The 25,546-nt window shown below is 68.0% G+C and carries 24 protein-coding genes; 7 read left to right on the top strand and 17 right to left on the bottom strand.

Features of this window, described 5'->3' with window-relative positions; all coding sequences use genetic code 11:
* Positions 1 to 9: 9 nt before the first annotated feature.
* From AB0N89_RS10220 to AB0N89_RS10175, 10 genes are all read right to left on the bottom strand, one after another.
* The gene (locus AB0N89_RS10220; protein WP_364202615.1) at positions 10 to 1,869 is read right to left on the bottom strand and encodes a Na+/H+ antiporter; all 1,860 of its coding nucleotides are present in this window, start codon (positions 1,867 to 1,869) and stop codon (positions 10 to 12) included.
* Between the two features lie 48 nt (positions 1,870 to 1,917).
* Positions 1,918 to 2,313: a VOC family protein gene (locus AB0N89_RS10215; protein ID WP_364202612.1), complete on the bottom strand. Its 396-nt coding sequence runs from the start codon at positions 2,311 to 2,313 to the stop codon at positions 1,918 to 1,920.
* Between the two features lie 5 nt (positions 2,314 to 2,318).
* Positions 2,319 to 2,723 (bottom strand): helix-turn-helix transcriptional regulator, encoded by a 405-nt coding sequence (locus AB0N89_RS10210; protein WP_143254585.1) that lies wholly within the window; start codon positions 2,721 to 2,723, stop codon positions 2,319 to 2,321.
* Between the two features lie 117 nt (positions 2,724 to 2,840).
* Positions 2,841 to 5,939: a CBM35 domain-containing protein gene (locus AB0N89_RS10205; protein WP_364202609.1), complete on the bottom strand. Its 3,099-nt coding sequence runs from the start codon at positions 5,937 to 5,939 to the stop codon at positions 2,841 to 2,843.
* A gap of 126 nt (positions 5,940 to 6,065) precedes the next feature.
* Complete coding sequence (locus AB0N89_RS10200; RefSeq protein WP_364202606.1) at positions 6,066 to 7,304, bottom strand: hypothetical protein; 1,239 nt, start codon at positions 7,302 to 7,304, stop codon at positions 6,066 to 6,068.
* A 52-nt stretch (positions 7,305 to 7,356) separates the two neighbouring features.
* Positions 7,357 to 7,743 (bottom strand): YchJ family metal-binding protein, encoded by a 387-nt coding sequence (locus AB0N89_RS10195; RefSeq protein WP_364202825.1) that lies wholly within the window; start codon positions 7,741 to 7,743, stop codon positions 7,357 to 7,359.
* A gap of 19 nt (positions 7,744 to 7,762) precedes the next feature.
* A complete protein-coding gene (locus AB0N89_RS10190) occupies positions 7,763 to 8,140 on the bottom strand; it encodes a DUF1801 domain-containing protein (protein ID WP_364202603.1) in 378 nt (125 codons plus the stop codon).
* A 69-nt stretch (positions 8,141 to 8,209) separates the two neighbouring features.
* Entirely contained in the window at positions 8,210 to 10,120 is a 1,911-nt protein-coding gene (locus AB0N89_RS10185; protein WP_364202600.1) for a UvrD-helicase domain-containing protein, read from the bottom strand.
* Positions 10,121 to 10,198: 78 nt separating this feature from the next.
* A complete protein-coding gene (locus AB0N89_RS10180; RefSeq protein WP_364202597.1) occupies positions 10,199 to 10,828 on the bottom strand; it encodes a hypothetical protein in 630 nt (209 codons plus the stop codon).
* A gap of 183 nt (positions 10,829 to 11,011) precedes the next feature.
* Positions 11,012 to 12,259 (bottom strand): DUF222 domain-containing protein, encoded by a 1,248-nt coding sequence (locus AB0N89_RS10175; RefSeq protein ID WP_364202594.1) that lies wholly within the window; start codon positions 12,257 to 12,259, stop codon positions 11,012 to 11,014.
* A 306-nt stretch (positions 12,260 to 12,565) separates the two neighbouring features.
* On the opposite strand from AB0N89_RS10175, the gene AB0N89_RS10170 reads away from it, so the two are divergent.
* Positions 12,566 to 12,937, top strand: a complete 372-nt coding sequence (locus AB0N89_RS10170; RefSeq protein WP_364202591.1) for a hypothetical protein — start codon at positions 12,566 to 12,568, stop codon at positions 12,935 to 12,937.
* A 110-nt stretch (positions 12,938 to 13,047) separates the two neighbouring features.
* Complete coding sequence (locus AB0N89_RS10165; RefSeq protein WP_364202588.1) at positions 13,048 to 13,845, top strand: DUF1684 domain-containing protein; 798 nt, start codon at positions 13,048 to 13,050, stop codon at positions 13,843 to 13,845.
* Here the strand turns inward: AB0N89_RS10165 and AB0N89_RS10160 are convergent.
* From AB0N89_RS10160 to AB0N89_RS10135, 6 genes are all read right to left on the bottom strand, one after another.
* Positions 13,827 to 14,822 (bottom strand): BtrH N-terminal domain-containing protein, encoded by a 996-nt coding sequence (locus AB0N89_RS10160; protein WP_364202586.1) that lies wholly within the window; start codon positions 14,820 to 14,822, stop codon positions 13,827 to 13,829. The genes AB0N89_RS10165 and AB0N89_RS10160 overlap by 19 nt on opposite strands.
* Positions 14,819 to 15,622 carry a MerR family transcriptional regulator gene (locus AB0N89_RS10155; RefSeq protein WP_364202584.1) on the bottom strand — a complete coding sequence of 268 codons (804 nt, stop codon included), beginning with the start codon at positions 15,620 to 15,622 and terminating at the stop codon, positions 14,819 to 14,821. Before AB0N89_RS10155 ends, AB0N89_RS10160 begins: the two co-directional genes overlap by 4 nt.
* 46 nt (positions 15,623 to 15,668) lie before the next feature.
* Positions 15,669 to 18,575: an alpha-L-fucosidase gene (locus tag AB0N89_RS10150; protein WP_364202581.1), complete on the bottom strand. Its 2,907-nt coding sequence runs from the start codon at positions 18,573 to 18,575 to the stop codon at positions 15,669 to 15,671.
* Between the two features lie 157 nt (positions 18,576 to 18,732).
* Complete coding sequence (locus AB0N89_RS10145) at positions 18,733 to 19,419, bottom strand: hypothetical protein (RefSeq protein ID WP_364202578.1); 687 nt, start codon at positions 19,417 to 19,419, stop codon at positions 18,733 to 18,735.
* A gap of 36 nt (positions 19,420 to 19,455) precedes the next feature.
* Entirely contained in the window at positions 19,456 to 20,181 is a 726-nt protein-coding gene (locus AB0N89_RS10140; protein WP_364202575.1) for a HEAT repeat domain-containing protein, read from the bottom strand.
* Between the two features lie 190 nt (positions 20,182 to 20,371).
* On the bottom strand, positions 20,372 to 20,866 hold the full coding sequence (locus tag AB0N89_RS10135; protein WP_364202572.1) for a hypothetical protein: 495 nt from the start codon (positions 20,864 to 20,866) through the stop codon (positions 20,372 to 20,374).
* Between the two features lie 253 nt (positions 20,867 to 21,119).
* On the opposite strand from AB0N89_RS10135, the gene AB0N89_RS10130 reads away from it, so the two are divergent.
* From AB0N89_RS10130 to AB0N89_RS10115, 4 genes are all read left to right on the top strand, one after another.
* Positions 21,120 to 22,298 carry a hypothetical protein gene (locus tag AB0N89_RS10130; protein WP_364202569.1) on the top strand — a complete coding sequence of 393 codons (1,179 nt, stop codon included), beginning with the start codon at positions 21,120 to 21,122 and terminating at the stop codon, positions 22,296 to 22,298.
* Positions 22,299 to 22,322: 24 nt separating this feature from the next.
* Positions 22,323 to 22,652 (top strand): hypothetical protein, encoded by a 330-nt coding sequence (locus AB0N89_RS10125; RefSeq protein ID WP_364202567.1) that lies wholly within the window; start codon positions 22,323 to 22,325, stop codon positions 22,650 to 22,652.
* A gap of 76 nt (positions 22,653 to 22,728) precedes the next feature.
* Entirely contained in the window at positions 22,729 to 23,007 is a 279-nt protein-coding gene (locus AB0N89_RS10120) for a type II toxin-antitoxin system prevent-host-death family antitoxin (protein WP_364202565.1), read from the top strand.
* Positions 23,000 to 23,404: a type II toxin-antitoxin system VapC family toxin gene (locus AB0N89_RS10115; RefSeq protein ID WP_364202563.1), complete on the top strand. Its 405-nt coding sequence runs from the start codon at positions 23,000 to 23,002 to the stop codon at positions 23,402 to 23,404. The genes AB0N89_RS10120 and AB0N89_RS10115 overlap by 8 nt, the downstream gene beginning before the upstream one ends.
* Positions 23,405 to 23,483: 79 nt before the next feature.
* Here the strand turns inward: AB0N89_RS10115 and AB0N89_RS10110 are convergent, their stop codons facing one another.
* Entirely contained in the window at positions 23,484 to 24,161 is a 678-nt protein-coding gene (locus AB0N89_RS10110; protein WP_364202561.1) for an MBL fold metallo-hydrolase, read from the bottom strand.
* A 108-nt stretch (positions 24,162 to 24,269) separates the two neighbouring features.
* Here AB0N89_RS10110 and AB0N89_RS10105 point away from each other — a divergent pair, with 108 nt between their 5' ends.
* On the top strand, positions 24,270 to 25,493 hold the full coding sequence (locus AB0N89_RS10105) for an acyltransferase (RefSeq protein ID WP_364202558.1): 1,224 nt from the start codon (positions 24,270 to 24,272) through the stop codon (positions 25,491 to 25,493).
* Positions 25,494 to 25,546: the final 53 nt, after the last annotated feature.

Here is a 25,546-nt window from a genome sequence, read left to right as displayed (position 1 = left end):
GATACCGAGTCAGCCGAGTTGTTTGTCCACGAAACACCAGCGCCAGGTCTCGCCCGGTTCGTGGCTGCGCATCACCGGGTGCAGGGTCTCGTGGAAGTGCTCGGTCGCGTGCTTGCCCGGTGAGGAGTCGCAGCAGGCGACGTTCCCGCATTTGACGCATTCGCGCAGGTGCACCCAGGTCATCCCGTTTTCGACGCAGACAGAACACACGTCAGGCGAACCGATCTCGACGGCGGGCCAGTCCTTGGTCAGATGCTTGCAGGATCCCGCCGTCGCGGCGGGGGTGCGCAGTTCCCGATCGGAGTCCGGCACGGTCTCCTCCTCTCTGTCCAGCATGGATTCCTCGATGTCGAGGCGTTCGAGGATCCGGCGCAGGACATCATCATCGGCCATCCCGGAGTCCCGCGCCTCCAGGAACTTCTCGCGTTCGACTTCGAGCAGCCTCATCCGCAGCCGCCGGTAGGCGTCGCTCGGCGTTTCGGTCAGGGTGCTCTGCCTGCCGAGCTCCTCCCAGGCCGAGTCCGACCGGTGCTGGAGCCGGCTGCGCAGGCGTTCGACGATGTCGTCCGGGTCGTCGACGGTCCGGATCTTCTCCAGTTCGTCGAGCGCGGCCCTGGTCATGGTGTTGATGACGGCCGCCTCCTGCAGCGCGTCCTCGGCCGGGTCGGGCGGCGGCAGCTTCAGGCGGCGGACCAGCACCGGCAGCGTGGTTCCGTGCAGCACCAGCGTTCCCGCCACCACGACGAACGCGACCAGCACCAGCACGGCCCGCTGCGGGGTGTCGGCGGGCAGCACGAACGCGGCCGCGAGCGTGACGACGCCGCGCATCCCCGCCCAGGCGATCACCGCCGAGTACCGCCACGGCCAGGCGTGCCGTCGGAACGTCCGCCGCGCCAGGCCGATGCCGATCATCCAGAGGATCCGGGCGACGATGGTCGCGGCGAGGGTGGCGGCGCAGATCAGGATCAGGTCCAGCACGCTCAGCCCGCTGTCGCCGACCTCGGTCATGATCCGGCGGACCTGCAGGCCGATCAGCAGGAAGACGATGTTCTCCAGCAGGAACTGGATGGTCTGCCAGTTCAGCCTGCTGGCCAGCCGGGAGCGGCCCGAGAGCATGCTCGGCGCCTTGTGCCCGAGGATCAGCCCCGCGACGACCACGGCGATCACGCCGGAACCGTGGATCGCCTCGGCGGCCAGATAGGCGACGAACGGGACCACCAGCGAAAGCGCGGTGTCGGTGACCGGATCTTCGAGACGGGTGCGGATCAAAGCGGCGAGCGCGCCGACGGCGAAACCGATCACCAGCCCGCCCCCCGCGGCCAGCAGGAAGTCCCCGCCCGCCTGCCACAGGCTGACCGAGCCCGCGATGGCCGCGATGGCGGTCCGCAACGCGACCAGCGCGGCCGCGTCGTTGAACAGGCTTTCGCCCTCCAGCAGCCGGGTCAGCTTGCGCGGCATCCCGACCTTGCGGGCGACGGCGGTGGCGGCGACCGCGTCGGGCGGGGCGACCACCGCGCCGATCGCGAGCCCGGCGGCGAGCGGCAGACCGGGGATCACCAGCCACGCCACGACCCCGACCGCGGCCGTGGTGAAGATGACGAGCCCCACCGACAGCAGCAGGATCGGCCCGCGATTGCGGCGGAAGTCGATCAGCGACGTGCGGATCGCGGTCGCGTAGAGGAGCGGGGGCAGCAGCCCCAGCAGGACGACCTCCGGATCCAGTTCGTACTCCGGGATGCCCGGGACGTACGAGGCGACGACGCCCACCGCGATCAGGCACAGGGGCGCCGACCAGTCGAGTTTCCGTGCCGCGGCGGTGACCAGGAGGACGGCCACCACCAGCGCCACGAGTTCTACCGCGATCTCCACGCGCTCATCATCACCCGGATGCCCCGGTACGCGCGCACCGAGCCCCGGCTAGCGCTGCGCTATACGCACCAGGTTGCCCGCCGGGTCGCGGAACGCGCAGTCGAAGGCGCCGTACGGCTGGTTCATCGGCTCTTGGACGACGTCCGCGCCCGTGGCCTGGATCCGGTCGAAGGTGCCGATCAGGTCCGAAGTGGACAGCACGATGGCCCCGTACGTGCCCTTGGCCATCAACTCGGCGATCGTGGCCCGCTCCTCGTCGGTGATCTCCGGGCCGGCGGCCGGGGAATGGAGCACGATCGACGTCCGAGGCTGCCCCGGCGGGCCGACGGCGACCCGGTGCGCGCCGCCGTCCCGCACCTCGAAGCCCAGGACGTCGCGATAGAAGGAAAGGGAAGCCTCGAGATCGTCGGCGGGGAGGAAGGACGCGTGAATCGAGAGGATCATGCGACTCAAGGTAGGTCGGGACGACGGGAAGCCGCTTCTCTATTCCTGATCGGTCGCATGACCTGTTTGACGACGCAGCCGGGCATGCCGCGGCCCTCTTCCGCCGCCTGCTTGCGGTAGGCGCTGGGCGAGATGCCGACGAGTTCGGAGAACCGCGTGCTGAAGGTGCCCAGCGACGAGAAACCGACGTCGAAGCAGACCTCGGTGACCGACATGTCCCCGCGCCGCAGCAGCATCATGGCCCGCTCGATCCGGCGGGTCATCAGATAGCTGTAGGGCGATTCGCCGTACGCGGCGCGGAATTCCCGGCTCAGGTGCCCGGCCGAGACGTGCACGCCGCGCGCCAGTGCCTCGACGTCGAGCGGCTGCGCGTAGTCGCGATCGATCCGGTCGCGGACACGTCGCAGCATCGCGAGGTCCCGCAGGCGCGGATCGGGTTTTCCGGTCACCCGGAAAGCCTAACCCACCTGATGACGGGAGAGGCCCCCTTCGCCGGGTGGCGAAGGGGGCCTCGGGCGACTCCCGGGTCAGAGGGTGATCTTGTCGACGTTGGGGCCGCCGTTCGCCGTGGTGGCGACCGCCTTGATCTTGTTCCGCCCCGCCGCCAAGGTCATCTTGACGGTTCTCGTCGTCCAGTTCGGCCAGGCGCCGGTGGCGCCGAAGCCGACGCCCGACGCGCTGATCGAGCCGTTGACGGAGAAGTCCAGCGGCCGGTCCGCCGTCGTCCCGTTGGCGTACCGGACGACGACGTCGTAGGTACCGGCCGCGGGGACGTCGACCGTCCACTCGACCGAGCTGCCCGCGACGTTGTCGTAGTTGACGAACCCGCTGCCGGTGAACCCGGCGTGGTTGGACTCCACCGCGCCCTGGACGATCGTGGCGTCCTCGGCCTGGTAGTCGACCGGGTTGTTCGGGCCGGGGCCCGAACCGTCGGCCGGAACGGTCTGCGTGCCGGTGTTCCAGCCCGAGACCCGCACCGAAGGCTTGGAGCCCTTGAGGTCGGCCGTGCGGTACTTCGCGGTCAGCGTGGTCGTTTCACCCGGCCACAGACTCACCGCGTTGTCGTTCCACTCCACCGGGAGCACCGGCTTGCCCGCGGCGTCCACGACCTTCGAGTCGACGTAGAACGCCGGGAGCTTGCCGCCCGAGGTGTTCTTCAGCGTCACCGTCGTCGTGGTGGTGCCGTCGGAACCGGCGACCGACTTCGCCGTCGCGCTGACGGCCGACTGGCCGAGGTTCTTCAGCCCGGACAGATCCGCGTAGGCCGACTGCGGCGTGTAGTACCAGTCGCTGCCGCCCCAGTTCAGCGTGTCCGCCTTGGTGGAGAGCCAGTACACGTTCCGGCTGACTTCCTTGCCAGCCGAGTCGGTGAGCACCAGCTTCGCCAGGTAGGTCGTGGAAAGCCCGCTCACAGCCGGGACGGTGACCGCGGTGGACTTGGCGCCCAGCGCGCCGACCGAAAGCCCGGTCTTGGTGTTGCTGTACTTCTCGGTTCCGTCGAGGTTGTACAGCTTCGTGGTCGCCGTCAGCCCGCTCACCGCGTTCGACGTCTGGTTGATCACCACGACCGACCGGTTGTCGTGCGAGTACTGGATGTGCACCGGCTCGTTGGCCTTCTTCGCGCCGTAGTACGCGCCGTTCTGATCCATGTAGGCGTCGAACAGCTGCCAGTGCAGCGAAGTCCACGGGCTGTTGAGCATCCAGTAGATCAACCCGGTCGACGGGTTGGTCGAGTCCGTGTAGTTGCGGGAGTGCGACTCGAATTCCGCCCGGACGTTCTCGTACTGCGCGAGCTGGGACTTCCGCACGAAATCGTTCAGATCCGCCGGAGCGCCGTAGCGCTTGGTGAGGGCGTTGCCGAACAGCTTCAGGTTCCCGAAGGTCGCCGAGGACGAGCGGTGGTACTGCGCGGCCGACGGGTTCTTCCACATCGTTTCGAGCTCACTGGCCGACATCATCCGCTTCAGGGTGTCCATCGTCGGGATGTCGACGCCGGCGCTGGTCTCGGAGTTGAAGCTCCACGCGCCGCCGCGATCCTTCTGCGACTTGTCGTACCAGTACACCGGCGGCACGTAGTCGTACGGGCCGTTCATCTTCATGCCGGACGCGCCGGTGATGGGGGACGGCCTCGCGGACGCCGCCGGGATCACCGGAGGAGCGAAGTCGGCCGCCTTCATCGCGTCGAGGTAGCCCTGCTCGATCCGCTTGTCCGGCGCGAAGTCGCTGCCGATGTGGAAGGAGATGACGCTCGGGTGGTCACGCAGGCGCTCGGCCTCGGAGAACATCGACGCCTTGGCGATCGGGTAGTCCGACTCGACCCATGGCTCGCCCTTCTCCTCGCCGTTGACCTGGCCTTCCCACTTGTCGCAGCATTCCCAGCCGGGCATGGTCAGCACACCGAGGTCGTCGGCGATGTCGAAGAACTCGTCCGGCTCGATGTGGCCTTCCAGCCGGACCGTGTTGAGCCCGAGGTTCAGCACGTACTTGAGCTTGTCGGCCGCCGCGGTCTCGTTCCAGCGCAGGAACAGGTCCGGCGTGTAGCCACCGCCGCGGATCAGCAGCGGCTTGCCGTTGACGCTGTACTGCCGTCCGCCGCTGGAGTTCAGCGTCGCCTTGACGTCGCGGACGCCGAACTTCGACTTCGAGGCGTCGGACGCCGTGCCGCCGACACTCGCGGTCAGATCCAGGTCGTACCGGTTCTGGCCGCCCATCCCGGCGGGCCACCACACGTTCGGGTTGTCCAGGCCGACCACGCCGAAGGTGACGGTCTTGCGTTCCTTCGCGGCCAGCGAAACCGTCTGGCTGACCGGCTTCCCGGCGACCGTGCCGGCGACCGTGGTCTGCACCGCGTTCGCCGAGTCGTTGCGGACGTCGGCCTTGACCGTGAGGTCGACGTGGCTCAGCGACGGGTTCAGCTTCTGGACCACGTGGGCGCTGCGCAGCGCCACCGGGCCGCCGCGCCGGACGAGGACGTCACGCACGATGCCCATGTTCTGGTCCGGCGGGGTCTGCGCCCAGTCGATCCAGCCCATCGAGAGGTCGTTGTTGGGATCGTTGGGGTAGACCTTGAACGCGATGCTGTTGGCGCCCTGGCGGACGTTCGCGGTGATGTCGAGGTCGTGGCGCGTGTAGGCGCCGTTGACCTGGTCCTTCGTCGCGATCTTGGTGCCGTTGACCCAGACGTCGGCCTTCGAGAGGACGCCGCTGAAGTCGAGGTACGTGCGCTGCGAGGTGTCCTCGACGTTCAGGTCGGTGCGGTACCACCACGGCACGGTGAACTGCGCCGTCGGCACGTTCTTCATGTTCGTCGAGTAGAACGGGTCGGCGTACTTGCCGTTCTGCAGCAGTCCCGCGTAGACGGTCGAGCGCGACGACACCGGGTACCAGCCGGTGGTGGGGAAGCCCGGCTTCGACACCGCCGAATCATCGCTGACCTGCGCCGAAGACTGGATCACGTAGCCGGGGATCGGGGTGGCGTCGCCCGCGACGGCGCCGACGGACAGCGGGACGGCCGCTTCCGCGCCGGTGGCGGCGGGAGCGGTGGTCACCCCGCAGACCGCCGCGGCCAGCGCGGTGACGGTCATGGCCAGTAACGGGATCCGGGTTCTCTTCTGCCGAAAACTCACGAGCGCGCCTCCTTGGGCACACGGCGGCGGACCTGGTCGGAAATCGTTAAGAAAGTTCCCTAACAATGTTAGGGGGAGATGGTAGCCGTCACATCACGGCTAGGCCAGACCCTTGCACCGGGTTCGTCAGTGGTGGAGAGTCCGCCGGAGAGCGGCGGCGCGCAGGCACAGCAGCAAAGGCAGTGACGCGTCGTCACGCACCCTCGACGGCAAGGACGGCGCGTCGGCGATGTCCACGCCGCCGGAGAGCTCTTCACCGAGCGCGGCGAGGTCGACGTCGAGCACGTTCGCGCCCTCGCTGAACAGCCTTTCGGCGCCACGGGTACGACGGGCCCGCAGAGTGTCGCTGTCCACGGAAAGCGCGGTGATCCCGAAGAACTCCGGTTTGGCGCCGCGTTCCATCCAGCGCGCGAACCCGGTCAGCCGGGTCGAAACGATCTCGCCGGGCAGGACGCCGGTCTCCTCGCGGAGTTCCCGTTCCATCCCGGCGATCACCGCCGTGTGCAGCATCCGGCGGCGTCCGCCGTCGGGCGTGTCGAGGTCCTGGGGTTCGAGGGAGCCGCTGCCCGACGGCGCGAGCAGCATCGCGCTCGCCGAGTTCCGCCTGGACTGGAGCACCACGACCAGCTTGCCGTCGGCGGTGAACGCGATGGTCGAGACGCCGACCAGGTCGGCCAGCTCGCTGCTCGCGAGCGTGCGCAGGCTGCCCGAGGAGTCGGCGAGTTCCTCGCGGCGGAGGTCGTACTCCTCGCCGGTGTCCGTCCTGGTGATCCGCAGCGTCGCCAGTTCGTTGGAGCACACGGCGTCGAAGAACCGCGCGCGATGCAGCCGGATCGGGGCCGGGGTGCTGCCTGCCGCGGGAAGCGGTTCGCCGCGCATGCCGACGATGGGGCCGTTGAACAGCACGCGCCCCTTCGCCCGCAGGGGCAGGACGTGCGGCGCGGTCGCCTTGAGCTTGGGCGGCAGGCGGTACGGCTCCTCGGTGACGACGATGCGGAAGTCGCCCGCTGAAAGCGCCTCGTCGATCGCGTCGCTGACGAGTGCCGTTCCCCGTGCGGGAACGGCGAGATACTTCGCCCCCGGGTACGCGGGCGGAGGTGGCAGCTCGGCGGTGGGGAAGGGGGCGGCGATCGCGCTGAACTCGAAACCGGCCCAGCGTGCCCGCAGCAGCCGGAGGTCCCTGGCGAAGGTGACCGTCCCCAAAACCAGTGCCAGCACCGAAAGCACGAGGCCGATCGCGCTGGGGAGGATCGTCGCCGCACCCAGCACGACGCCGACCCCGGACGCCGCGACCGGCCACTCACGAGCGGCCGAGTAGGCGTAGTAGTCGGCCTTCGCCCTCGCCCGGCGGGTCAGTTTTCCCATCGCCGCCTTGTCTATCACGCGAGGGGAGCCCGATTGGGCGAGTCGGCGGAACTCAGGTGACGGGCGCGACGTAGATCCACTGCCCGCCGACGCGGACGAAGCGGCTGTTCTCGTGCATGCTGCCGGGCCGGCGATCCTGCCGGTAGTGGGCCCGGAACTCGACGGTGCCCTCGTTCTCCAGCAGGCCGCCGCCGGTCTTGCCGAGGATCTCCAGGAACGTCCAGCGTTGTCCCGGGGCGAGTTCGAGGTCCACGGGCCTGGTCTTCGGATCCCAGGTCGCGTCGAGGTACGCGGTGTCGCCGACGGCGAACGCGCTGAACCGCGACCGCATCAGGAGTTCGGCGGTCGGCGCTGTCGCCGCGCCGCGGTGGAAACGGCCGCAGCAAGCGCCGTAGGGCTCGCCGAGGCCGCACGGGCAACGGGATTCGTCGGTGATCACGGGCACGCCGCCGATTGTGTCACCGTGCTCCGGCGGGGGCTTCGAGGTCTCGTGCCTGCTTGAGCCAGCCGGTGAACAGGTCGGCGTCGATGTCGTCGACCGAGCGCAGCTTGACGTGCGCCATCTCCCGGGCACTCGCCTCCAGCCTGCCGGACTCGTCGTCGACGAGCTGCCCCTTCCAGAGGGCGAAGGTGACGTACGACGAGTACGCCTTCACCAGGCAGACGAGGTTCTTGCCCACGGCTTCGCCCGCGCTCCAGGTCGGGGAACCGTGGTACATCGCCTCGATGGAGCCCGGAAGGGCGGCGTTGACGATCGGGCGCAGCGCGGTGGCGACCTCGCGCAGGCCCTCGGGCAGGGCGGCGAGGTAGTCGTCGACGTTCGCGAACTTGGCCATGACTTGTTCCCTTCGATCGGTGTGCGCTCAGCTAACCGTCCGAAGAGTGAAGTTGTCAAGACAAAAAAATTATTCGGCGGCAGGTTCGTCGAGCACGCCCCACCAGAGGAAGTCGCGGGCCCGGGTCGCCGCGACCAGGTGCTGCCTGCCGCGCAGCTCGCGGCGCTCCTCCTCGGCCTGCGTCCCGGTCCCGTTTTCGTGGGTGTTCTCCAGGACGAGCACGGCCTGGAAGTCGAGCCCCTTCGCGCGGTGCACGGTGCCGACCTTGAGCTTGCCGTCGGCCTCGCCGGTGTACTTCTCCAGCGCCAGCGTCGGGATCCCCGCCGCGCGCAGGATCTCGACGCAGCGGCTCAGATCCCTGTGCTGGAAGACGATCAGCGCCGAGTGATCCCGGCGGACCGGCAGCCCGCGGACGGCGTCGACCAGGACGTCGGGAAGAGCGCGCGAGGTGCCGCGCCAGGTGGCGGTGGTTCCGCCGGCGTTAGCGGATTCGGCCGCGCGCAAGGCGACTCCGTCGGCGCCGTCGAGGTCGTCCACCCGGTTCGTCGCGTCGAACCGCCGTGCGAAGGAGAGCACCTCGGCGCGGTTGCGGTAGTTGACCTTCAGGATCTCGCCGCGGCCCTGGATCGGGATGCCGGCGTCGGACAGCCGCCAGCCGCCGGGGTAGACCTGCTGCTGCCCGTCGCCGACCAGCAGGAGCTTGTTCGGGCGGTCGCCCGCCAGTTCGCGCAGCAGCCGCAGGCCGCACAGCGGGATGTCCTGGACCTCGTCGACGACGACCGCCGCGTACGGCGTTTCGAGCGGCTGTCGCACGAGTTCGGCACGGCCCAGTTCGATCAGGTCGTTGTGGTCGTGCGCTCCGTTGTCCGTGAGGCGCCGCTGGTACTGCTCGTACAGGCCCCAGACGAGTTCTTTCTGGCTCGCGTTGAGCGGCAGGATCCGGCCTCGCCGGGTGATCGCTAGATAGCCGTCGAGCGTCGTGATCCCGCGCCCTTTGATCACCCGATCCAGCTCGGTGCGCCAGTAGTCGACATTCGGTTCGATGGCCTGGAGCCGATCGCGGAAGGCGATCCACGCGAAACTGAACGCGTTCTCGATCTGAGTGCGGTCGACGTTCACGCGGACGTCCCGCTCGGTGAGGAACCGGCGGACCCAGGCGTGCAGGTTCGTGAACTCGGCGCGTCCGTCCAGCTCCGGGGCCAGCCGGTCGAAGGACGTTTTGATCACCGGCGGCAGCGAGCGGACGTAGGTGGTGTACAGCAGCGGACCGGTGCTGAGCCGGGCCAGATGCCTGAGCCGGTGCAACGCGACGACCGTCTTGCCGGTGCCCGCGGGGCCACTGATCCGCGCCGGACCCGAGTAGTCGCGTTTGACGATCGCGTTCTGCTGCGGATGCAGAAAGGTGAGCCAGGAGTCGAACGGCCGCCGCTGAGCCGCGCCGAGCTGGTCTTCGATCAGTTCACCGGCGTCCAGCAGTCCCGCGGCGTCCGGGGCGCGCTCCGGCTGCTGAACGGCCAGCGGACGGTAGCCGCGCAGCCGTCGTTCCGCCTGCTCGGCGATGACGGTGACCAGCCGCCGGTCGAGGTGGAGCGCGTCACGCCGGAAGACGCGGTCGAGACTCGATTCGGTGAGCGACCAGTAGACGCCGTCCTGCCGGGTGCTGCCCGCGCCCGAGCCGATCACCACGAGGTGGATCGCGCTCTCGGCCAGGGAACGGCCCTGGGGGCCGGGGATGCCGGCGAAGCGCTCTTTCGCGTGGCGCAGGACTTGATTCGCGGTTTCGCTGTCCGGGCCCTTGTCGGTGATCAGGAGGGCGAGGACGCCGGTGCGGCCGATCAGGAACGCGTCCGCGCTCCGGTCGTCGTCCGACGGCAGCACCGTCTTGACCAGCAGCCGCCAGCCCACGCCGGTCCGGCTGAGTAGGGCGGTGAGAACGTTGCGCTGCAACGAGTCCAGGTCGGCGAAGGTGCTCTCGATCACCTGCCTAGCTTGGGTTTCGAGTCGCCTTCTGGCGTGTTCGCTCCGGCTCACGTGCGTTCCGTTCCGTCGGTGGCGGGATCAGGGTGCGGGGAATTCGACCGCGACTTCGACGGCGGTCTCCAATGTCGCTTCGCTCGGCCTTCCGGCGACAGGAGCGGACTCGGCGATCACGACCAGCTTCTTGGCCAGGCGGGAGTCGTAGTTCTCGCCGGTGAAGCGGCTGCCGTGCCGCACCTCGCCGTAAAGCGCGACATTGCCGGTGCCGTCCTTGTCGAGGAGCCGTTTCAGCTCGCTCGCTTCGCTCGCCTTCGGCATCTTCACCCACGCGACGGACACGGCGATGGTGTTCCCGGCTCCGTCGCCGACGGTGACGATCATGCGGTCGAGGTCGACGCACGGGTGGCGCAGGAAGAAGCGCTGGACCTCACCGAAGGAATGCGGTCCGCATTTCAGTTCGCGCTTCGCGGTTTTCTTGAGTTGACGCCAGCCCAGACGCTGCCATGCTTCGGAATGGCGGCCCTTCTGCGCGGATTTCTTGCTGGAGCTCTTGCCTTTGAGAGCTTGGCTCGCGGCGGAGTCCAACGAGGCGGCGCCGCCTCCGCCTATCCCGTTGGTGGCGGCCACGACCACGCCCGCCGTGGCCAGCGCGCCCGCACCGTATTTGTATTTGATCCAGCGACCATCCGGTCCACGTGGCTGATTCACCATGCTGTGTTCCGTCCCCTCCCAAGTCCGGAACGGAAGATCTTGCTCCGGGTGGGAAGAAAGGAACGAGGGATAGCCCGCGAATACGCCCGAATGGCGCAGCCGATCCCGGGGTTCCCGCCGGTGCCGAACAGTTTCGGGCACGACGAGGGGCCCGTCGCCGGTGTGGCTGGCGGGCTCCTCGGATCATGCGTGGGTGTTGCGTCGGGTTCTTCGGAGCGGGTCCAAGTATTGGGGTGGGATGAACTCCGGTAGCCCGTCTGGCGCCATGTGGACTTGCCAGTCGCCGTGGTGGATGAGGCGGTGGTGGAAGCCGCAGAGCAGGACCAGGTTCCGGAGGTCGGTGGGGCCGTCGTCTGCCCAGTGCTCGATGTGGTGGGCGTGGCAGTTCTTGGGCTGCCGATGACATCCCGGGAAGGCGCAGCCGCGGTCGCGGATGTTGAGCGCTCGTCTCTGGCCGGGTGTGACGAAGCGTCGTAGCCGTCCCACGTCGAGGGGTTCCCCGGCGGCGTTCATCACCACCGGCAGCATCAAGCAGTCGCAGGCGGCCATGCGGGCCTCGCGGGCGGTCATGGTGCCGACGAAGTCCAGGCACGCCTTCCCGATCCCGGTCTTGAGTTCCTCCAGCCCGATGGTGACATGCACCAAGGTCCGGTACCCGCTGGTGCCCGGCTGATCCGGGCAGGCGATCGCCAGGTCGAGGAGTTCGGCCCAGGCGTCACCTTGGCGTTCGCATTTCATGCGCAGGTCGGCTTGCCCGAACTCGTCCACCGGACGCGGCTTCGCATACGCCTCCAACGCGGCCGCCGTCCGCGCACCCAGCTCGTCATCCAGCAAACCGGTCAGCTTCCAGAACCCGTCTTTGCGGCGCTCCAGCGTGACTTCCCGGCGCGGCTGCTTCGGTTCGGGCTCTTTCGGTTCGTTCCCGTCGGGGTCGAGCCAGGCCACGATGTTCTGCTCGGCCTCCACCAACTGCCGAGGACCCGCGTTACGGGCGAGATCGGCGAGGATCTTCTCCGCGCTCTCCCGATCCTCCACAGCGGTGTCGGCCGGGATCTTCTTCATGATCTCCAAGATCTGATCGATCCGATGCTCACCGATCACCCCCTCCGCAGCCACCACCGCCGTCGCAGGCGCCACAGCCGGAACCTCGGTGCCGTCCAACGCACGAGCCGGGTTCACCGCGATCGCCCGACTCACCATCGGGCCCGCCTCACCCCGCGACAATCCCGCCACATCGGCAAACCACGCCGCCGTCGACCCATACCCGAACAACTCCTTCGCACCCCGAGACTCCACCTCCGCCAAGTACTGCCCCAACCCCGCAGAAGCCACCCGCATCACCCGCAAGAACTGCTGCACACCATGCGCAAGCTCCACCTTGCCGGCACGCCACAACTCCTGCGGCAACTCAGGAAGGAAAGTCTCGGACACCCTCAAGAATACACTCATAAACCGAACATGTGTTCGTAATTTTATGTAATCGGCGAATCTGCACATTTGCCACTGAAGGGTGATCCGGCGAAACGGTGCACCCTCATCGCAATTAGTCCTCCGATTGCGATGATTCGAGCGCGCACTACCGTAACCGGTCGCCTACCGGCGAGGCCGGGCGCTTGGCATCGCCACCATGACGACAGTCGAACCGGCCCGCTTCAAGGTTCCCGCCGATCGGGTGTCGACGAGTGGGCGGATTTCTTCATCGCACCTGGCGACGGGGCGGCGGCCGCGGTCAAAGGCATGAGCCCTCCGGGGACGTTCGACCGTGTCACCGTAGGCGAGTACGGCCCGGAGGTGTCGGCGGTCGAGTGGGAGAGTCTCTTCACTGGGCTTGGTGTTCAGGAGCTATCGCGGGCCGGCGAGCCACACTACGTGACCCGGATTGAGAATGACGGTCACTATGTCTTCGTGGTCTCGGAGCGGCTCCAAGCGCTGCTCGCGACGGCGGATGAGCGGCAGCGTGACGATGTGGCTCGTCGTTGGTCACGTCTGCGGGAGGCCGACGGCGAGTTCATCGAGGAAGACGAAGCGGTCAGGCATCTCGCGGAGCTGGCTTCACTGGCTCGCGCCGCGAGCGGTAATGGGGAGCGGCTTTACTGCTCCGTGCGGTGACAGGCCAAGGCGTGGCCAGGCGCGCCCAGCCCACATGCCGGGACACGAAATATCGCCGCCGGCACACCGTTGACCAGGGAGTACGAGCAAGGTCACGGAAGGGATCGGCGATGAGCACAAGCCTGGACACGTTCACGCAGGACTGGCAGCGCTGGAAGACCCAGCGCGAGCGCGACCTCGCCGACCCGCTCGGCTGGCTCGCCTTGGTCTCGCTCGATTGGCTCGAGGACAAGCCGCGCGCCTACGAGGGCCTGCCCGGTCTGTGGTGGCAGGACGCCGACGCGGCCTACCTCGACCCGCAGGGCGCGGACCTCTCGCACGACGGCGAACCGGTCACCGGCGTCCGGCGCTTCGAACTGGTCAACAGCGGCGCGACCACCCGGGTCGTCGCCGGGGACATCGAGATCGAGGTCGCGCGCCGCGGCGGATACCTGATCCGCACACACGACCCGAAAGCCCCGGTGCTGAACGCCTTCCGCGGTGTCCCGGCGTACGAACCCGACGCGGCCTGGGTGCTGACCGGGACTTTCGAGCCCTTCGACGAGCCTAAGCCGACGACGGTCGGCGCGGTCGTCGAAGGCCTCAGCCACGTTTACGTCTCCCCGGGCGTCGTGCGCTTCGAGCACGACGGCGTCGAGCACACACTCACCGCGTTCAACGGCAAGAAGGACGGCCTGCTCATCCTGTTCACCGATGCCACAAGCGGCGTCACGACCTACGCGGCGAACCGGTCACTCGCGGTGCCGCCGCCCGCCGAGGACGGGTCCGTCGTCCTGGACTTCACCCGCGCCACGAATCTTCCGTGCGCGTTCACCGACTTCGCCACGTGTCCGTTGCCGCCGGCGGGCAACGATCTGCCGTTCGCGGTCGCAGCGGGGGAGAAGCTGCCTTACGAACGCGCACGCTGAACCGTCGCGAGCGCCGTCATCGCCTCCTGTTCGCGCTGCGCCAGCTCGGACAGGACGGCGGACGCGTCGGTCAACCACCTCTCGTCGCCGGTTTCGCCTGCCTTCGTGAACAATCGCGCGACCTCCGTCCACAGTGGAGTGATTTCGCGGTACTTCTCATACGCGGTCCGGAGACCGGCGTCGTTGACGAGCGTCGTGCACTCTTCGAGGAAGTCGCGGTAGATCCGGCGGAAGAGCGCGCCGCCGGTTCCCGCCCGTTCCATCAGGACGGCGGCCTGGGGAAGATCGCGGGCCGGATCACTGCTGCGGTCCAGCCATTTCCGCACCTGGACAGCGGCCTTGCCGATCCCGCGATACCCGAGGTTCGCGATGGGCGGGGCGAGGAACTCCGCGGCGTTGGCCCGGACGGCCGTCCGGATGGCGTCGGCGAGCGGAACAGGGGGCGCGTCCGCGCTGATGGTGAACGAGCGGTTCTTCGCCGTCATAGGTCCCTTTTCGCCACGAGCGCGTTCCAGGCTCTCCAGCGACGTCGACATGGAACCACCTTGCTGCGCCGTATCGACGAGGAAGGCGTTCTGGTCGTCGTAGCCGTACAAGGCCGCGAAGTGCCCTCCGAAGTGGACTTTCGAGGTGAAGTACTCGAGGTGGTACGAGTCGAGCTGCAGGCCGACGGGGACACCGGCGTCGAGCGGCTCCGCGACGTTGCGCCACGCCGTTCGCGCCGACGTCGTTTCCTTGACCCACAAGGTGAGCCCGAGGCGGTCAGCCAGCTTCCGGGTGATCTCGGCGGGCTTCGCGCGCCCGCCGAGGAACGGGAACGGCAGGTTCTTGCCGTCCCAGTAGATGAAGCCCAGACCCTCGCCGAGCCCGAACAGCATCGGCTCGGACAGCTCGACCCCGGCGTACCGCAGGAGGACGTCGAGAGTGCTGGTCTCGCAGTGCTCGCCGCCCTCGGTCTTGATGCCGTCGAGGATCACGCGGTCACCGGCCAGGCGATTTCGGTGCGGTAGGCCTCGGGCGCGACCGACGGACCGGGCGCCACCAGGTACAACTCTTCGGCGGGCCCGGTCGGGACGCGGTCGCGTTCGGCGATCCATCGGCCCAGCGATCGGTAGGCGGTCTCGACGCCTTCGTAGCCACCTTCGTGGATCGTCGCCGCGAGCAGGCCACCAGGAAGCTCGGCGGCACCGATCTCGCCGTCGTCCCGCACCGGCCTGTCCACCGGGACGAACAGTTCGACGGAGAGCTCGTCGGGATCATCGGTGCGGTAACGGGTCCCGGGCGGCCCGGCAGGCGCGACTCCTTGAGCATCTAGCGCCGCGAACAACCGGGCGTACGCGGGGCCGATCCGCTCGGCCAGGCCGCTCAGCGGGGTCTGGATCGTCAAGCGGGCGATCGGCTGCGGCGTGCGCACGCGCTCGTAGACGTGCAGCCACCGCGTCGGCTCGGCGAGCACGGAGTCGAGCCCGCCGCTGATCGCCGCGAGTTCGGCGGCCCGCGCCGCCACCCGGTCGTGATGCCGTTTGATCGCGGCCTTGACCTCGTCCGGGGACCCCGCGTCGAGGATCTCGCCGATCTCCGCCAGCGGCACCTCCAGCTCCCGCAGCCGCCGGATCAGGCCCGCGCGGGCGAACTGCTCCAGCGAGTACCGGCGATACCCGGTGCCAGGGTCGATCCGCGCCGGCACCAGCAGCCCGAGCCGGTCGTAGTTCCGCAGCGCGCGGACCGACAGCCTGGTGGCGTGCGCGAACACGCCGATCGGCATCAAGGTCGTCATGGGACCAGCCTGAACCCTCTCCCGGGGAGAGGGTCAAGCCGGTACCTCACCCCAGTGACAGCCGATCGAGATCCGGGGCGGACGCGTGGTCGTTGAACAGCTTGATCGTGTTCGCCCCCGCCTTCAGATCGACCGGCACCGACGTCGTGAGCCGAGTGTTGTTGCCGGCACCGTCGACCTTCACCTCGATCGGCGTGCCGCCGTTGACCGCGACGAAGTACGAGCGCGGCCCGTTGACGGTGAAGTCGAGGTAGAGGGTGTAGCGCCTCGTCTCGGGCACGGTCACGTCGTCGAACCGCACGAACGCGTCCGGATCGCCGCCGATGTTGCGGACCTTCTGCCCGCCCGAGCACACCCCGCAGCTCGTGACGCCCGCGCCGCCGACGTCGTTGGCCGAATCTTCGGCCTCCCGCATGAAGACCCGGTCCGCCGGTCGCGGGCTCACCCGGACCGGTTTGCTCACCGACTTCGCCCGGCCGAGGAGGTCGAACGACGCGGTGACCGGGATGTCGGCCGCGGTGACGCCTTCGGGGGAGAGCAGCGTCCAGGAAGCTTCGAGCTCGTTACCGACGCGCATGGACGTCGCCGTCGCCGGAGCCCCCTGCAAGGCCCAGCCCTCCGGGACGACCGGCGCCATCGTGACCTTGCCGATCGTGTCATCGGCGTCGAGCCGCAGCTTCGCGGTCACCTTCAAGGACTGCTGTCCGGGCGAAAGCCATTGGACGCCAACGGGTTCGACGGTCAGGGTCGTCTTCGGCGTGTAGGACGACGGCGGCACGGGAGCGACCGCGATCCGGTCGAGCCCCGGTCCAGAGGGGGCGTTGCTGAACACCTTGACGCTGTTGGCGCCGGCGTTCAGCGAAACGGGGATCGCTGTCGAGGTCACGGTTCCCGGTGTGCCGGCCTCGATCGAGGTCTCGACGGGAGCACCGCCGTCGACGCTCACCGCGACCGACGTCGCGGGCCCGCCGACGGTGTCGAGTTGGAGCCGGTACGTGCCGGCTTCCGTGACCGTCACCGCCGGATACGTGACCGAGTGGCGCGGGCCGCCGCCGAGCCCGGTGACCTGGAACGATCCGGAACAGGAGGAGCACCAGTCGAGGCGGGCGCGGCCGCCGTGATCGTTGCGGAAGGACTCGGCCTCCAGCGGAACCTGGGCGCCCAGGATCGAGGCGGGATAGCCGGACGCCACCTTGATCTCGTCGATCGCCAGCTGCCGGTAGAAGGGTTTCGCCTGCGGGCCGGACCAGGTGTTCAGCACTTCGAGCTTGATGAAGCGGGTCTGCCGCTCGCCGAAGTCGATGAACCGCACGCCGCGGGCGCTCGGCATCGCGCCGGTGCGCACCGGCTTCCCCCAGTTCCGGCCGTCGTCGCTGACATAGACGCGATAGTCCTGGATCCGGGACGAGTCCTCCGGTTTGCCGAACGATTCGCGCGCGTGCGTCGGCGACATCTCGCGCTGGTTCACCGCGAGGTAGGTCGCCGTCCGCCGCCTGCCGAGGTCCAAGGTCAGCGAGACCGGTTCCTGGCCGTCGGCGTCCCAGTAGTTCTCGAAGTCCCCGTCGACGAGATTCGCCGCCGGATGCCCCGCGCGCGAAGCCGAAGCGGTCGCCTTGATCGTGCGGGAGTCGAGGAAATGCCGCTGCCCGGCGGTCTCCACTTTGAACACCGTGTCGTAAGTGTCCCAAGCCTTGATATCCACAATGGTCAGGTATCCGGCGGACTGGCTGAAGCGCAAGGGTTTTCCCGTGCGCACATCGGAAACCTTGGTCACCTTGTAGCCGTTGTCGCGCAGACGGAGCAGGTCGGTGCTCGGACGGGTGACCACGTGGAGGTACTGCGTTCCGGCGCCGGGTTCGACGGTGACGACGCCGTGCGCGCCGTCGTTCCAGAATCCGGGTTGCATCCCGCCGTACAGGTACCCGCCGCCCTCTTTGCCCTGCAAAGAGGACTTGATCGGCGGCACCCAGCTCGCCATGAAGTTGTTGTACGCCTCCTGCTGCGGCGGGAACTTCCCGTTCACCATCGGGGTTTCGGCCATCAGCGACTTCATCGACGAGCCCGCGTTGGTGATGTAGCGACCGGTCGACAGCCGGAAGTCGACGGCCTGATCGGTGCCGTCGTACCACCAGCCGCCGTTGGTCGGCAGCTTGTAATCGGCCTCGGTCAGCCGCGGCATCGGGGTGAACGCGGCCTGCGGGTAGTCGTACGGCGGGGTGATGCCGGTCTTCTGCTCGTTGCTGACGGTGTCCATGATCGGGGTGTCCTCGTTGTTGTTGCTCAGCAACCAGGACGGGCGCTTCTCACGGACCTGTTCGTAGAGCTTGTTCTTCTCCCAGTACTCGTTGTCGTTGTCGATCCAGAAACCGGCGAGGTCGGAGTACCGGTCCATGACCTCGTGGAAGAGGTCGTAGCTGTACTCGCCGAAGCCGGGGCGGGTGGTCAGGTCGACCTGCTTGCCCTTGTAGGCGGAGTACGCGGCGGAATCGAGTGACTCGACACCGGTTTCCTTGTGCCACTGGGGATCGTCGGTCATGTAGAGGATCGTCCGGACGCCCTTGGCGTTGCCCGCCTTGACGAGCTCGCCGAGGAGGTCGCGGCGCGTGGAGCAGCTGCCCGGGATCGCCGACGGCCACGGCCGCGCGTAGCCCAGCCTGCTGTGGAAGGTGGCGAGCACGATGTAGGAGGCGCCGAGTTTGCGGGCCTCGTCCACCCAGTAGCCGGCGCTCCAGCCGCCGTCGGTGACCGCGCGTTCCCAGGCGGCGCAATCGGTCTGCCGTGGTGCGGTGAACATGCCCCAGTGGAGGAAGAGTCCCGCGGTGGCCTCGCGCAGCCACTGCTGGCGGGGATGGTGCAGCTCCGCGCTCGCCGGTGGCGTGGTGAGCAGGCCTGCCAGCAGGGCGAGGACCAGGGCGAGCCAGGCGGTGCGGTGCGCTCGAACTCTCATGACCATCCGCTCTCATCCAGGGCGTGGTTACCGAGAGATCCGATGATTGCGGCAGATATCTCAGTGGTCAAGCCCCGTTGAGTGGGACATGGCTCTAGTCATCGGAGGTATCGCGCGACGAAACCCTCTCGCCTACAGTGCGAGAGGGCTTGCCGGTCGTGAGTCAGATGGTGAAGCCGGGGTGGGTCGCGAAGGCGTTGTCGATCACGACGTTCCCGCGCTGGCGGGCACGTTCACGCAACGCGGACGTCGTGCGGGCGCCCTGGGCGTAGAACCACCACAGGTAGAGCGCGCCGTACATCCAGGCGCCCTGGTAGTCCCACGTGGAATCGGCTCCGCTCTTGCCGGCGCCGTAGATCGAACCCGCCGGGAAGTTCGCGTTGTGCGGCTTCCCGCCCTGGTGCCGTGATTCGTGGACCAGCGTCTCGGCGCGGCTGGGAACGTCGCTGGAGTACCAGAAACCCAGGTACAACTCGATCCGGTCGTCGGTGAACGGGCCTTTGAACGACGTCGCGATGGCGGTGCCGTCACCGCAGAGCGAGCGGAGGTCGTCGCAGTTGTCGCGGACGTAACGGCGTGCCCAGTTCAGCATCGGCCCGGAGTAGGCGTCGTTCTGGTAGTCCTGCGCCGAGTAGGTCAGCAGGTAACACGCGTTGAACGTCCGGGCCAGCGGCTTGTCGGTGTTGCACGCGTCTTCCCAGCCGAAACCGTCGTCCCAGTAGTCCTTGTTGCCCGCGAAGCCGTAGGTGTTCCAGAAATAGTCGATGTAGGTCTGATTGCAGATCGAGGCGCCGTAGAAATTGTCCCCGGTCACGTTCTTGTCAGGCACGGTGTAGCTGCAAGTGGCCATCGGAGATCACCTGTCTGTAGAAGGAATTAGGTCGGTTCAGGAGCGCGGAGGTTCGGGCGGCGGCACGTCGTCGGCCCGCTTTTCCTTCAGGTACCGGCCACCGACAGCCTGCGGGACTCCGCGGACGTCGACCCGCCTGATGTTCAGCAGGCGCTCGTCCTCCGTAGCGCTGAGCTCCTCGCGCACTCGGGCGGTGAGGTCGGTGTCGCCGGTCTCGGCGATGGCCTGGACCGCGGCGCGCCGCACCGAGAACACCTCGTGCCGGATCTGTCGCAGCAACAGCTCCTTGGCCGCGCTGTCGCCGGCGGATGCCAGGCGTGCCAACGCTTCCACGGCGGTGGTGCGGATGATCACCTCTTCGCCGACGGTGCTGATCCCGTGTGCCGGGTCTTCGGAGCGCTCCGGCGGGATCGGCCTGCGCAGCACGTCTTCGAGTACCGATACGGCGGCCGTGTGCCGCAGGTCGGTGAGTAGCTGGACCAGGCCCCAACGCTCCAGGTACTGCTCCTCGGACAGGGCGTCGTACTGCTCCCCGAGCGCCGGGACGACGTCGTCCGCGCGCTCGCGAAGCCGGTCGAGGCTCCGCTGGTAATTGCGCTCGGCGTCCTCGCCGGACGTGGCCATCGTTTCGGCGGCCTGGGTCACCAGTTCGCCGATTTCGCTGTTCGAGAAGCTTCCCAGGCCCGAGCTGCCCGGGCCCGCTTCGAGGTTGTCGCCACCCGGGCCCAAGGACGGGGTGTCGGGATTGCGTGGGGTCGGCATGCGGTTCTCCTTCGCGGCGGAGGTGATGCTGATGGAAGGAAGGAACGCGATACCGCTGGGCAGATACCTGGATTTCCGAAAAGCCGCCCCTTCGGGCAGATCGGGATTTTCAGCGCGGGAATCCGAAAAGGATTTCGCTCACCGAACCCCGCGCGGCGGGCGAAAAGCCTTCACGGATTCCCGCCCGCGATCAATGGGCGACGTCGATGACGACGCGGTTCGGCGAAGTCAGCGTGAACACGTTGACCGGCGTCCTGGACCGGACGCCGAGACCGACGGACAAGGTGCCTTCGTAGTCGCCGGTGACCGCGACCGCCATGACATTGCGCAGATTCCGGGTCCGGAACTTCTGCGGTCCGGGATAGGTCGGATTCCCGGCGTCGTCGTGCGCGGCCGCCGGAGTCGCGGTGACCGCGACGAAGAATTCCCCGGTCAGCCAGACGATGTCGCCCGAGCCGTCGGCGATCAACTCGTCGACGAGCTGGTACCGGACGGCGGGAGCGGGCCCCGCTGTCAGGTCGAGCACGACCCGGTCGAAGCCGGGGTTCTGGCCGGTGCGGATCCCCGTCATCGCGGGGATCGCCTGGGCGGCGACGGAAGCCGGCGCGACCGCGGCGATGGCGCCGGTGAGCATGAGGGCTGTGACGGCGAGTGCGCCAAGGGTGCGTCGGAAGGTGGGGACCATGGCGATGACCTCCTGCCGGAGAGTTGATTCCGGAATGACGCTTTCGGCGTTGAGGGGGTTGTTTTCTTCGCTTTATCGTTACTGATCGCCGAACGGCCGTCGGGTGATCTCGAAGTTGGCGGGAAAATGGTTTCTCGCTCGCCGCGGCGAAGTCGACCATTGCCGAATCGCTCGCAGAGGTGTACTAGTACACCTGGGGCGCGACGACAGGCGCCGCGATTGTCGATCATCGCTACGTAACGTGGAGGGTGTCGTGACAATCCAGGTGGAGTGGGAACGTGTTTCCTGTTCGGTGACCGCGGTCGAAGCCGCCCTGCGCTGGCTCGCGGGCCGCCAGGACGGCGGGCCGCTCCGGTTCCTGCGTTACGCGATCGAAGACCCGGCGAGCGAATCGGCCGCCGCCCTCGGAGCGCTGGTCCGGCCGACGGAGTCGATGACCGCGGCGACTCCGGAGACCCGGGCCCTCGCGGTCTGGGGACTGGTCCTCGACGAGATCAGCCGGCTGGGGCCGACCGAATCGACGGGCTCCGACATCCTGAATGCCGCGTTCCGGCTCGGCGGGGTGGAATGGGAGCCGACCCTCGACGAGCGTTTCGGCCAGCTGAGGGACCTGCCCGGTGTGTTCGAAGTTCCGCCGCCGACCACGACGACACCGATGCACACCGCTTGGCGGCGCGCGGTGAGCGACAAGCTTTCCCCATGCCTGGCAGGGAAGCTGGAGATGCTCGCGCGCGACGGTGAAGCCTGGCGAACCTATGTGGAGATCGCGCGGAACTCTTGTCCGGAGCCCCAGGCGTCCGGTCGTCGACCGTCCCCGGGCGGAGTGCAGCCCGTCTTCCTGGAACGACAGCTGGTGGCTGTGGAAATGCGGTGCCGGACCGCGTATCGCCGGCTGACGGTGAGGAATGCCGTCGCCCGCGAGAACGGTGTCGACGGTTACAGGGCGCGGGCTCTGACCGGGTGGACCGGTGATCTGGCCGCCATTCCCGTCAAAGGGGTCTTCGGTTGCCGTGCCGAGACCCGGCCGGGCGCGCAACCGGGAGATCCGCTGACCGTGGACCTGCGCTTCCCGAAACCGCTGAGCGAAGGCGAGCGTCACGAGTTCGTTTCCGTCGCCTGCGATGACGACCTCGACGAAGAACGGCATTGGGTCAACGTCGACATCGACCATCACGGAATCGCGCCGCGCGTGGTCGACGGCGAAGGCCGGGTGACCGGAGGCCTGAGCGTCAGCATCACTTTCGACGACTGTGTCCCCGAAGCTTGCTGGTGGTACGCGGAACAGACCGATCACGAGCGCGTCATCCGGCCGCCGGCCGGTGATCGGCGACTGCTCGAGATCCGGCGAGGCGTGGTCGAACACACCTTCCAGGGCCCCTGTCGTCCGCGGGAGGAGTACGGGATCGCTTTTCATTGGCCGCAGAGTTCCTGACGAGCCACATTCCAGAGAGTGAACATGTCCGACGAAGAGGATCTGGAGTACCTGCTCGCCTATGCGAGAGAAGATTGGGTCGGCCTCTCGGTCATAGCCGCCGTGGCTGGGGCGAAGGCAGGCGAAGGCGCGACCTTCGCCGAGACGACTTCTGTGCTGTTGTCCGTGGTCGATGCGCTGATCGACCACGGCGCGGTGCCCGGAGACCTCCTGGGTGAAGATCGCGATTTCGTGGCATGGCAGGGGTCGAAGAGTCAGGTTCTCGCACGGCTGGCTTGCGAGATCAAGGCGTTGGGGGAGATGCCGTCGACCGGCGAGGTTTGCTGGATCCACCGCCCCGTCCACCGGAAGTGACACCCATCGCGATGGGTCGACCGACTTGCGAGTTCCCGGTGTAGCTCGGCGAGCTACATGTGGCTACACTGATCCCGTGAAGGTGATCACTCAGCGAGAGTTTCGCAACAACTCTGCTGCCGTCATGGACGCTGTCGAGGCCGGCGAGATCTACCACGTCACCCGCAACGGTGTAGAAGTGGCCGAGCTGCGGCCGATACCGCGTAGGCGCCGTCTCACCGCCGAGGAACTGGTCCAACGGCATCGGGGATTGCCCGCGGTCGAGGCAGCCCAGATGCGGCAGGAAGCCGATGAGTTCTTCGGCGCCGAGGACCGTGTGGACTCCGACGGCATGGGGGAGCGGGGACGTGGCTGAGCGTCACGAGGCAGGTGTGCTCGACACTTGCACCTACATCGACCTCGGTCTGCTCGACCCCGCGGTGCTGCCCAAGATTCCGGAACTCACCGCTGTCACCATGGCTGAGCTCCATCAAGGGGTGGCGATGGCGAAGGACGGCGCGGTCCGCGCGGCGCGCACCGAGAAGCTCGGTGCCGCGATCGTCGACTTCACCCCGCTGCCGTTCGACGGCGATGCCGCTGCCCGGTACGGAACGTTGGTCGCTCTTGTTCTCGCGGCGAACCGCGATCCGAAGCCCCGGCGAATGGATTTGATGATCGCCGCTATCGCGTCTTCGCGAGCTTTGCCGCTGTACACCCGGAACGCGGATGACTTCAAAGGATTGGGCGGCATGGTCGAGGTCGTCGGTGTATGAAGCCGCTATCGCCGTTTCGGCGCAAACGGAACGGGGTCACCCAACTGTGTAGGTGGCCCCGCTCGCTCGCTTGGTCAGCTCACCAGCCGCGTTCGCGCCACTCCGCGAGCTTCGGCCGCTCGGCGCCCAGCGTCGAGTCATCGCCATGGCCGGGGTAGAACCAAGTCTCGTCCGGCAGTTCGTCGAAGATGCGGGAAGAGACGTCGTCCAGCAGCGACGTGAAGTCCGAAGGCGAACCGGTCTTGCCCACGCCACCCGGGAACAGCGAGTCGCCGGTGAACAGGTGCGGGTGCCCGGCCGGGTCGCGGTACAGCAGCGCGATCGAGCCGGGGGTGTGGCCGCGCAGGTGGATCACCTCGAGGACGATCTGCCCGACCTTGAGGGTGTCGCCGTGCTCGACGAGGAAGTCCGGCGGGATCGGCAGCGGCTCGGAGTCCAGCGGGTGGGCGGCGGTGTTCGAGCCGTTCGCGCCGGCGACGGCGCCGAGGGCCTGCCAGTGGTCCTGGTGCTGATGGGTGGTCACGACGGTCCTGAGCGCGGGACGGTCGGGGCCGTGGCCGATGAGGTCGGAGATCCGTTCCGGATCGTTCGCGGCGTCGATCAGCAGCGCCTCGTTCTCGGCGCGGCAGACGAGCAGATACGCGTTGTTGTCCATCGGGCCGACCGACAGCTTCGTGATGGTGAGCGCGTCCAGGGTGCGACGGGTGGCGTCGCCGCCGGGGTCGACGTGCCCGGTGTAGGTCTCGACGATGTTCACAGCGCACACGGTAGTCGTTAGCCTGCAAACGGTTCCACCCGCACAGGCGCCGCACAGGGTCAGGCCGTAGGCTCGCGTCGCCCTGCCAGACGAACCACCAGGACACCCGTGCCCGACGCCTCGCCTCGTGCCCCGCGCAAGATCAGCTGGGACGTCCTTCGCGTCGTCGCCGTCTTCGCGGTCATGCTGGGGCACATCACCCATCAGGGTGCCCTCCTTCACCCGGAACTGGTGGGGTACCCCTTCCGGGTCACCGCCCAATTCGGTGCGGCCATCCTCTTGGTGATCTCCGCCTTCTTCGTGTGCGCGAGCCTTCGAAAGGGTGAACCTGGGCGGTGGTTGTGGAACCGGGTCGCGCGGCTGGTGCCCGCGTACCTGGTGGCGGTCACCGTCACCTACGTCGTCGCCCGGTACGCGACGATCCGGTTCAGCGGACTGCCGTTCCCGCCCGGACTGTCCGGATTCCTGTTCGGGATCCCCCAGGGGCCGCCGTCCGACCCGTCGCCCTGGTACATCCCCACCGGCGCGGATCTGCTCGCCAACCTGGGCATGGTCCAGGAATGGGGCTGGCGGTACGAGCTCTTCTACTACCTCGACGGCGCCTATTGGACGCTGCCGGTGCAGCTCGTCGCGTTCACCGCCGCCGCCCTTCTCTGGCCACGCCGCTGGCGCACCCACCGGCTGACCGTCGGGCTGCTCTGGGCACTGATCCTGGTCCCGCTGTTCCTCCGGTTCGTCGTGTTCGACCCGGTTTCGACGCCGAAGCTCGTCGAGACCTTCTACTACGGCCTCGGCCTGCATCGCGTGCACGTGTTCGCCATCGGGATCGCGATCTGGCTGTGGGCGAAACGACGGCTGGCGCACTGGCACCTCGCGCTTTTCGTTCTCGCCGCCTGCGCCGCGCAGGACCTGCAGGTCTTCCCGCTCCACCGGGCCATGCCCAACGATCCCGAGCGCTGGCCTTCGCTCATCGGGTTCGCGATCATGCTGCTGCTGGTGTGCCTGGCCGCGCGCGGGCCGGACTGGCGGTTCCCCGGCCTGTCCCGGATCGCCCCGGCTGTCACCTGGCTCGCGGGCATCTCGTATGGTCTTTATCTGGTGCACCAGGAACTCGGATACATCCTGGCCCGTGCCCTGCTGAACGTCGGCGTCCCCGGCTGGCTGCGCCTCCCACTCGTGCTGGCCGCCGCCGTACTCGGGGGCTGGGCGATCACCGCGGGCGTGGAGCGGCCGGTCCACCGATGGCTGACCGCTCGCCGGGATCGACGCGAGAAGCCTGGAAAACCGCAGGTCAAAGACTCGGAACCAGTTTCTGTCGGTGGTCCCTCGTAGCATGGAGACGGCCGCCCGTGCAGCTATCGACCGGGCCGGCGACCGCAGCTGAG

Origin of the sequence: Amycolatopsis sp. NPDC089917, assembly GCF_040684635.1 — a bacterium.
Lineage (GTDB): Bacteria > Actinomycetota > Actinomycetes > Mycobacteriales > Pseudonocardiaceae > Amycolatopsis.
The sequence above is the reverse complement of the archived record's forward strand: the minus strand, read 5'-3'. Positions and strand labels throughout refer to the sequence as shown.

Coding starts and splice junctions, on each gene's coding strand:
- AB0N89_RS10215 (WP_364202612.1), bottom strand. CDS start 2,313: ATGATCCTCTCGATTCACGCGTCCTTCCTCCCCGCCGACGATCTCGAG.
- AB0N89_RS10210 (WP_143254585.1), bottom strand. CDS start 2,723: ATGCTGCGACGTGTCCGCGACCGGATCGATCGCGACTACGCGCAGCCG.
- AB0N89_RS10200 (WP_364202606.1), bottom strand. CDS start 7,304: ATGGGAAAACTGACCCGCCGGGCGAGGGCGAAGGCCGACTACTACGCC.
- AB0N89_RS10190 (WP_364202603.1), bottom strand. CDS start 8,140: ATGGCCAAGTTCGCGAACGTCGACGACTACCTCGCCGCCCTGCCCGAG.
- AB0N89_RS10180 (WP_364202597.1), bottom strand. CDS start 10,828: ATGGTGAATCAGCCACGTGGACCGGATGGTCGCTGGATCAAATACAAA.
- AB0N89_RS10170 (WP_364202591.1), top strand. CDS start 12,566: ATGAGCCCTCCGGGGACGTTCGACCGTGTCACCGTAGGCGAGTACGGC.
- AB0N89_RS10165 (WP_364202588.1), top strand. CDS start 13,048: ATGAGCACAAGCCTGGACACGTTCACGCAGGACTGGCAGCGCTGGAAG.
- AB0N89_RS10155 (WP_364202584.1), bottom strand. CDS start 15,622: ATGACGACCTTGATGCCGATCGGCGTGTTCGCGCACGCCACCAGGCTG.
- AB0N89_RS10150 (WP_364202581.1), bottom strand. CDS start 18,575: ATGGTCATGAGAGTTCGAGCGCACCGCACCGCCTGGCTCGCCCTGGTC.
- AB0N89_RS10145 (WP_364202578.1), bottom strand. CDS start 19,419: ATGGCCACTTGCAGCTACACCGTGCCTGACAAGAACGTGACCGGGGAC.
- AB0N89_RS10140 (WP_364202575.1), bottom strand. CDS start 20,181: ATGCCGACCCCACGCAATCCCGACACCCCGTCCTTGGGCCCGGGTGGC.
- AB0N89_RS10135 (WP_364202572.1), bottom strand. CDS start 20,866: ATGGTCCCCACCTTCCGACGCACCCTTGGCGCACTCGCCGTCACAGCC.
- AB0N89_RS10125 (WP_364202567.1), top strand. CDS start 22,323: ATGTCCGACGAAGAGGATCTGGAGTACCTGCTCGCCTATGCGAGAGAA.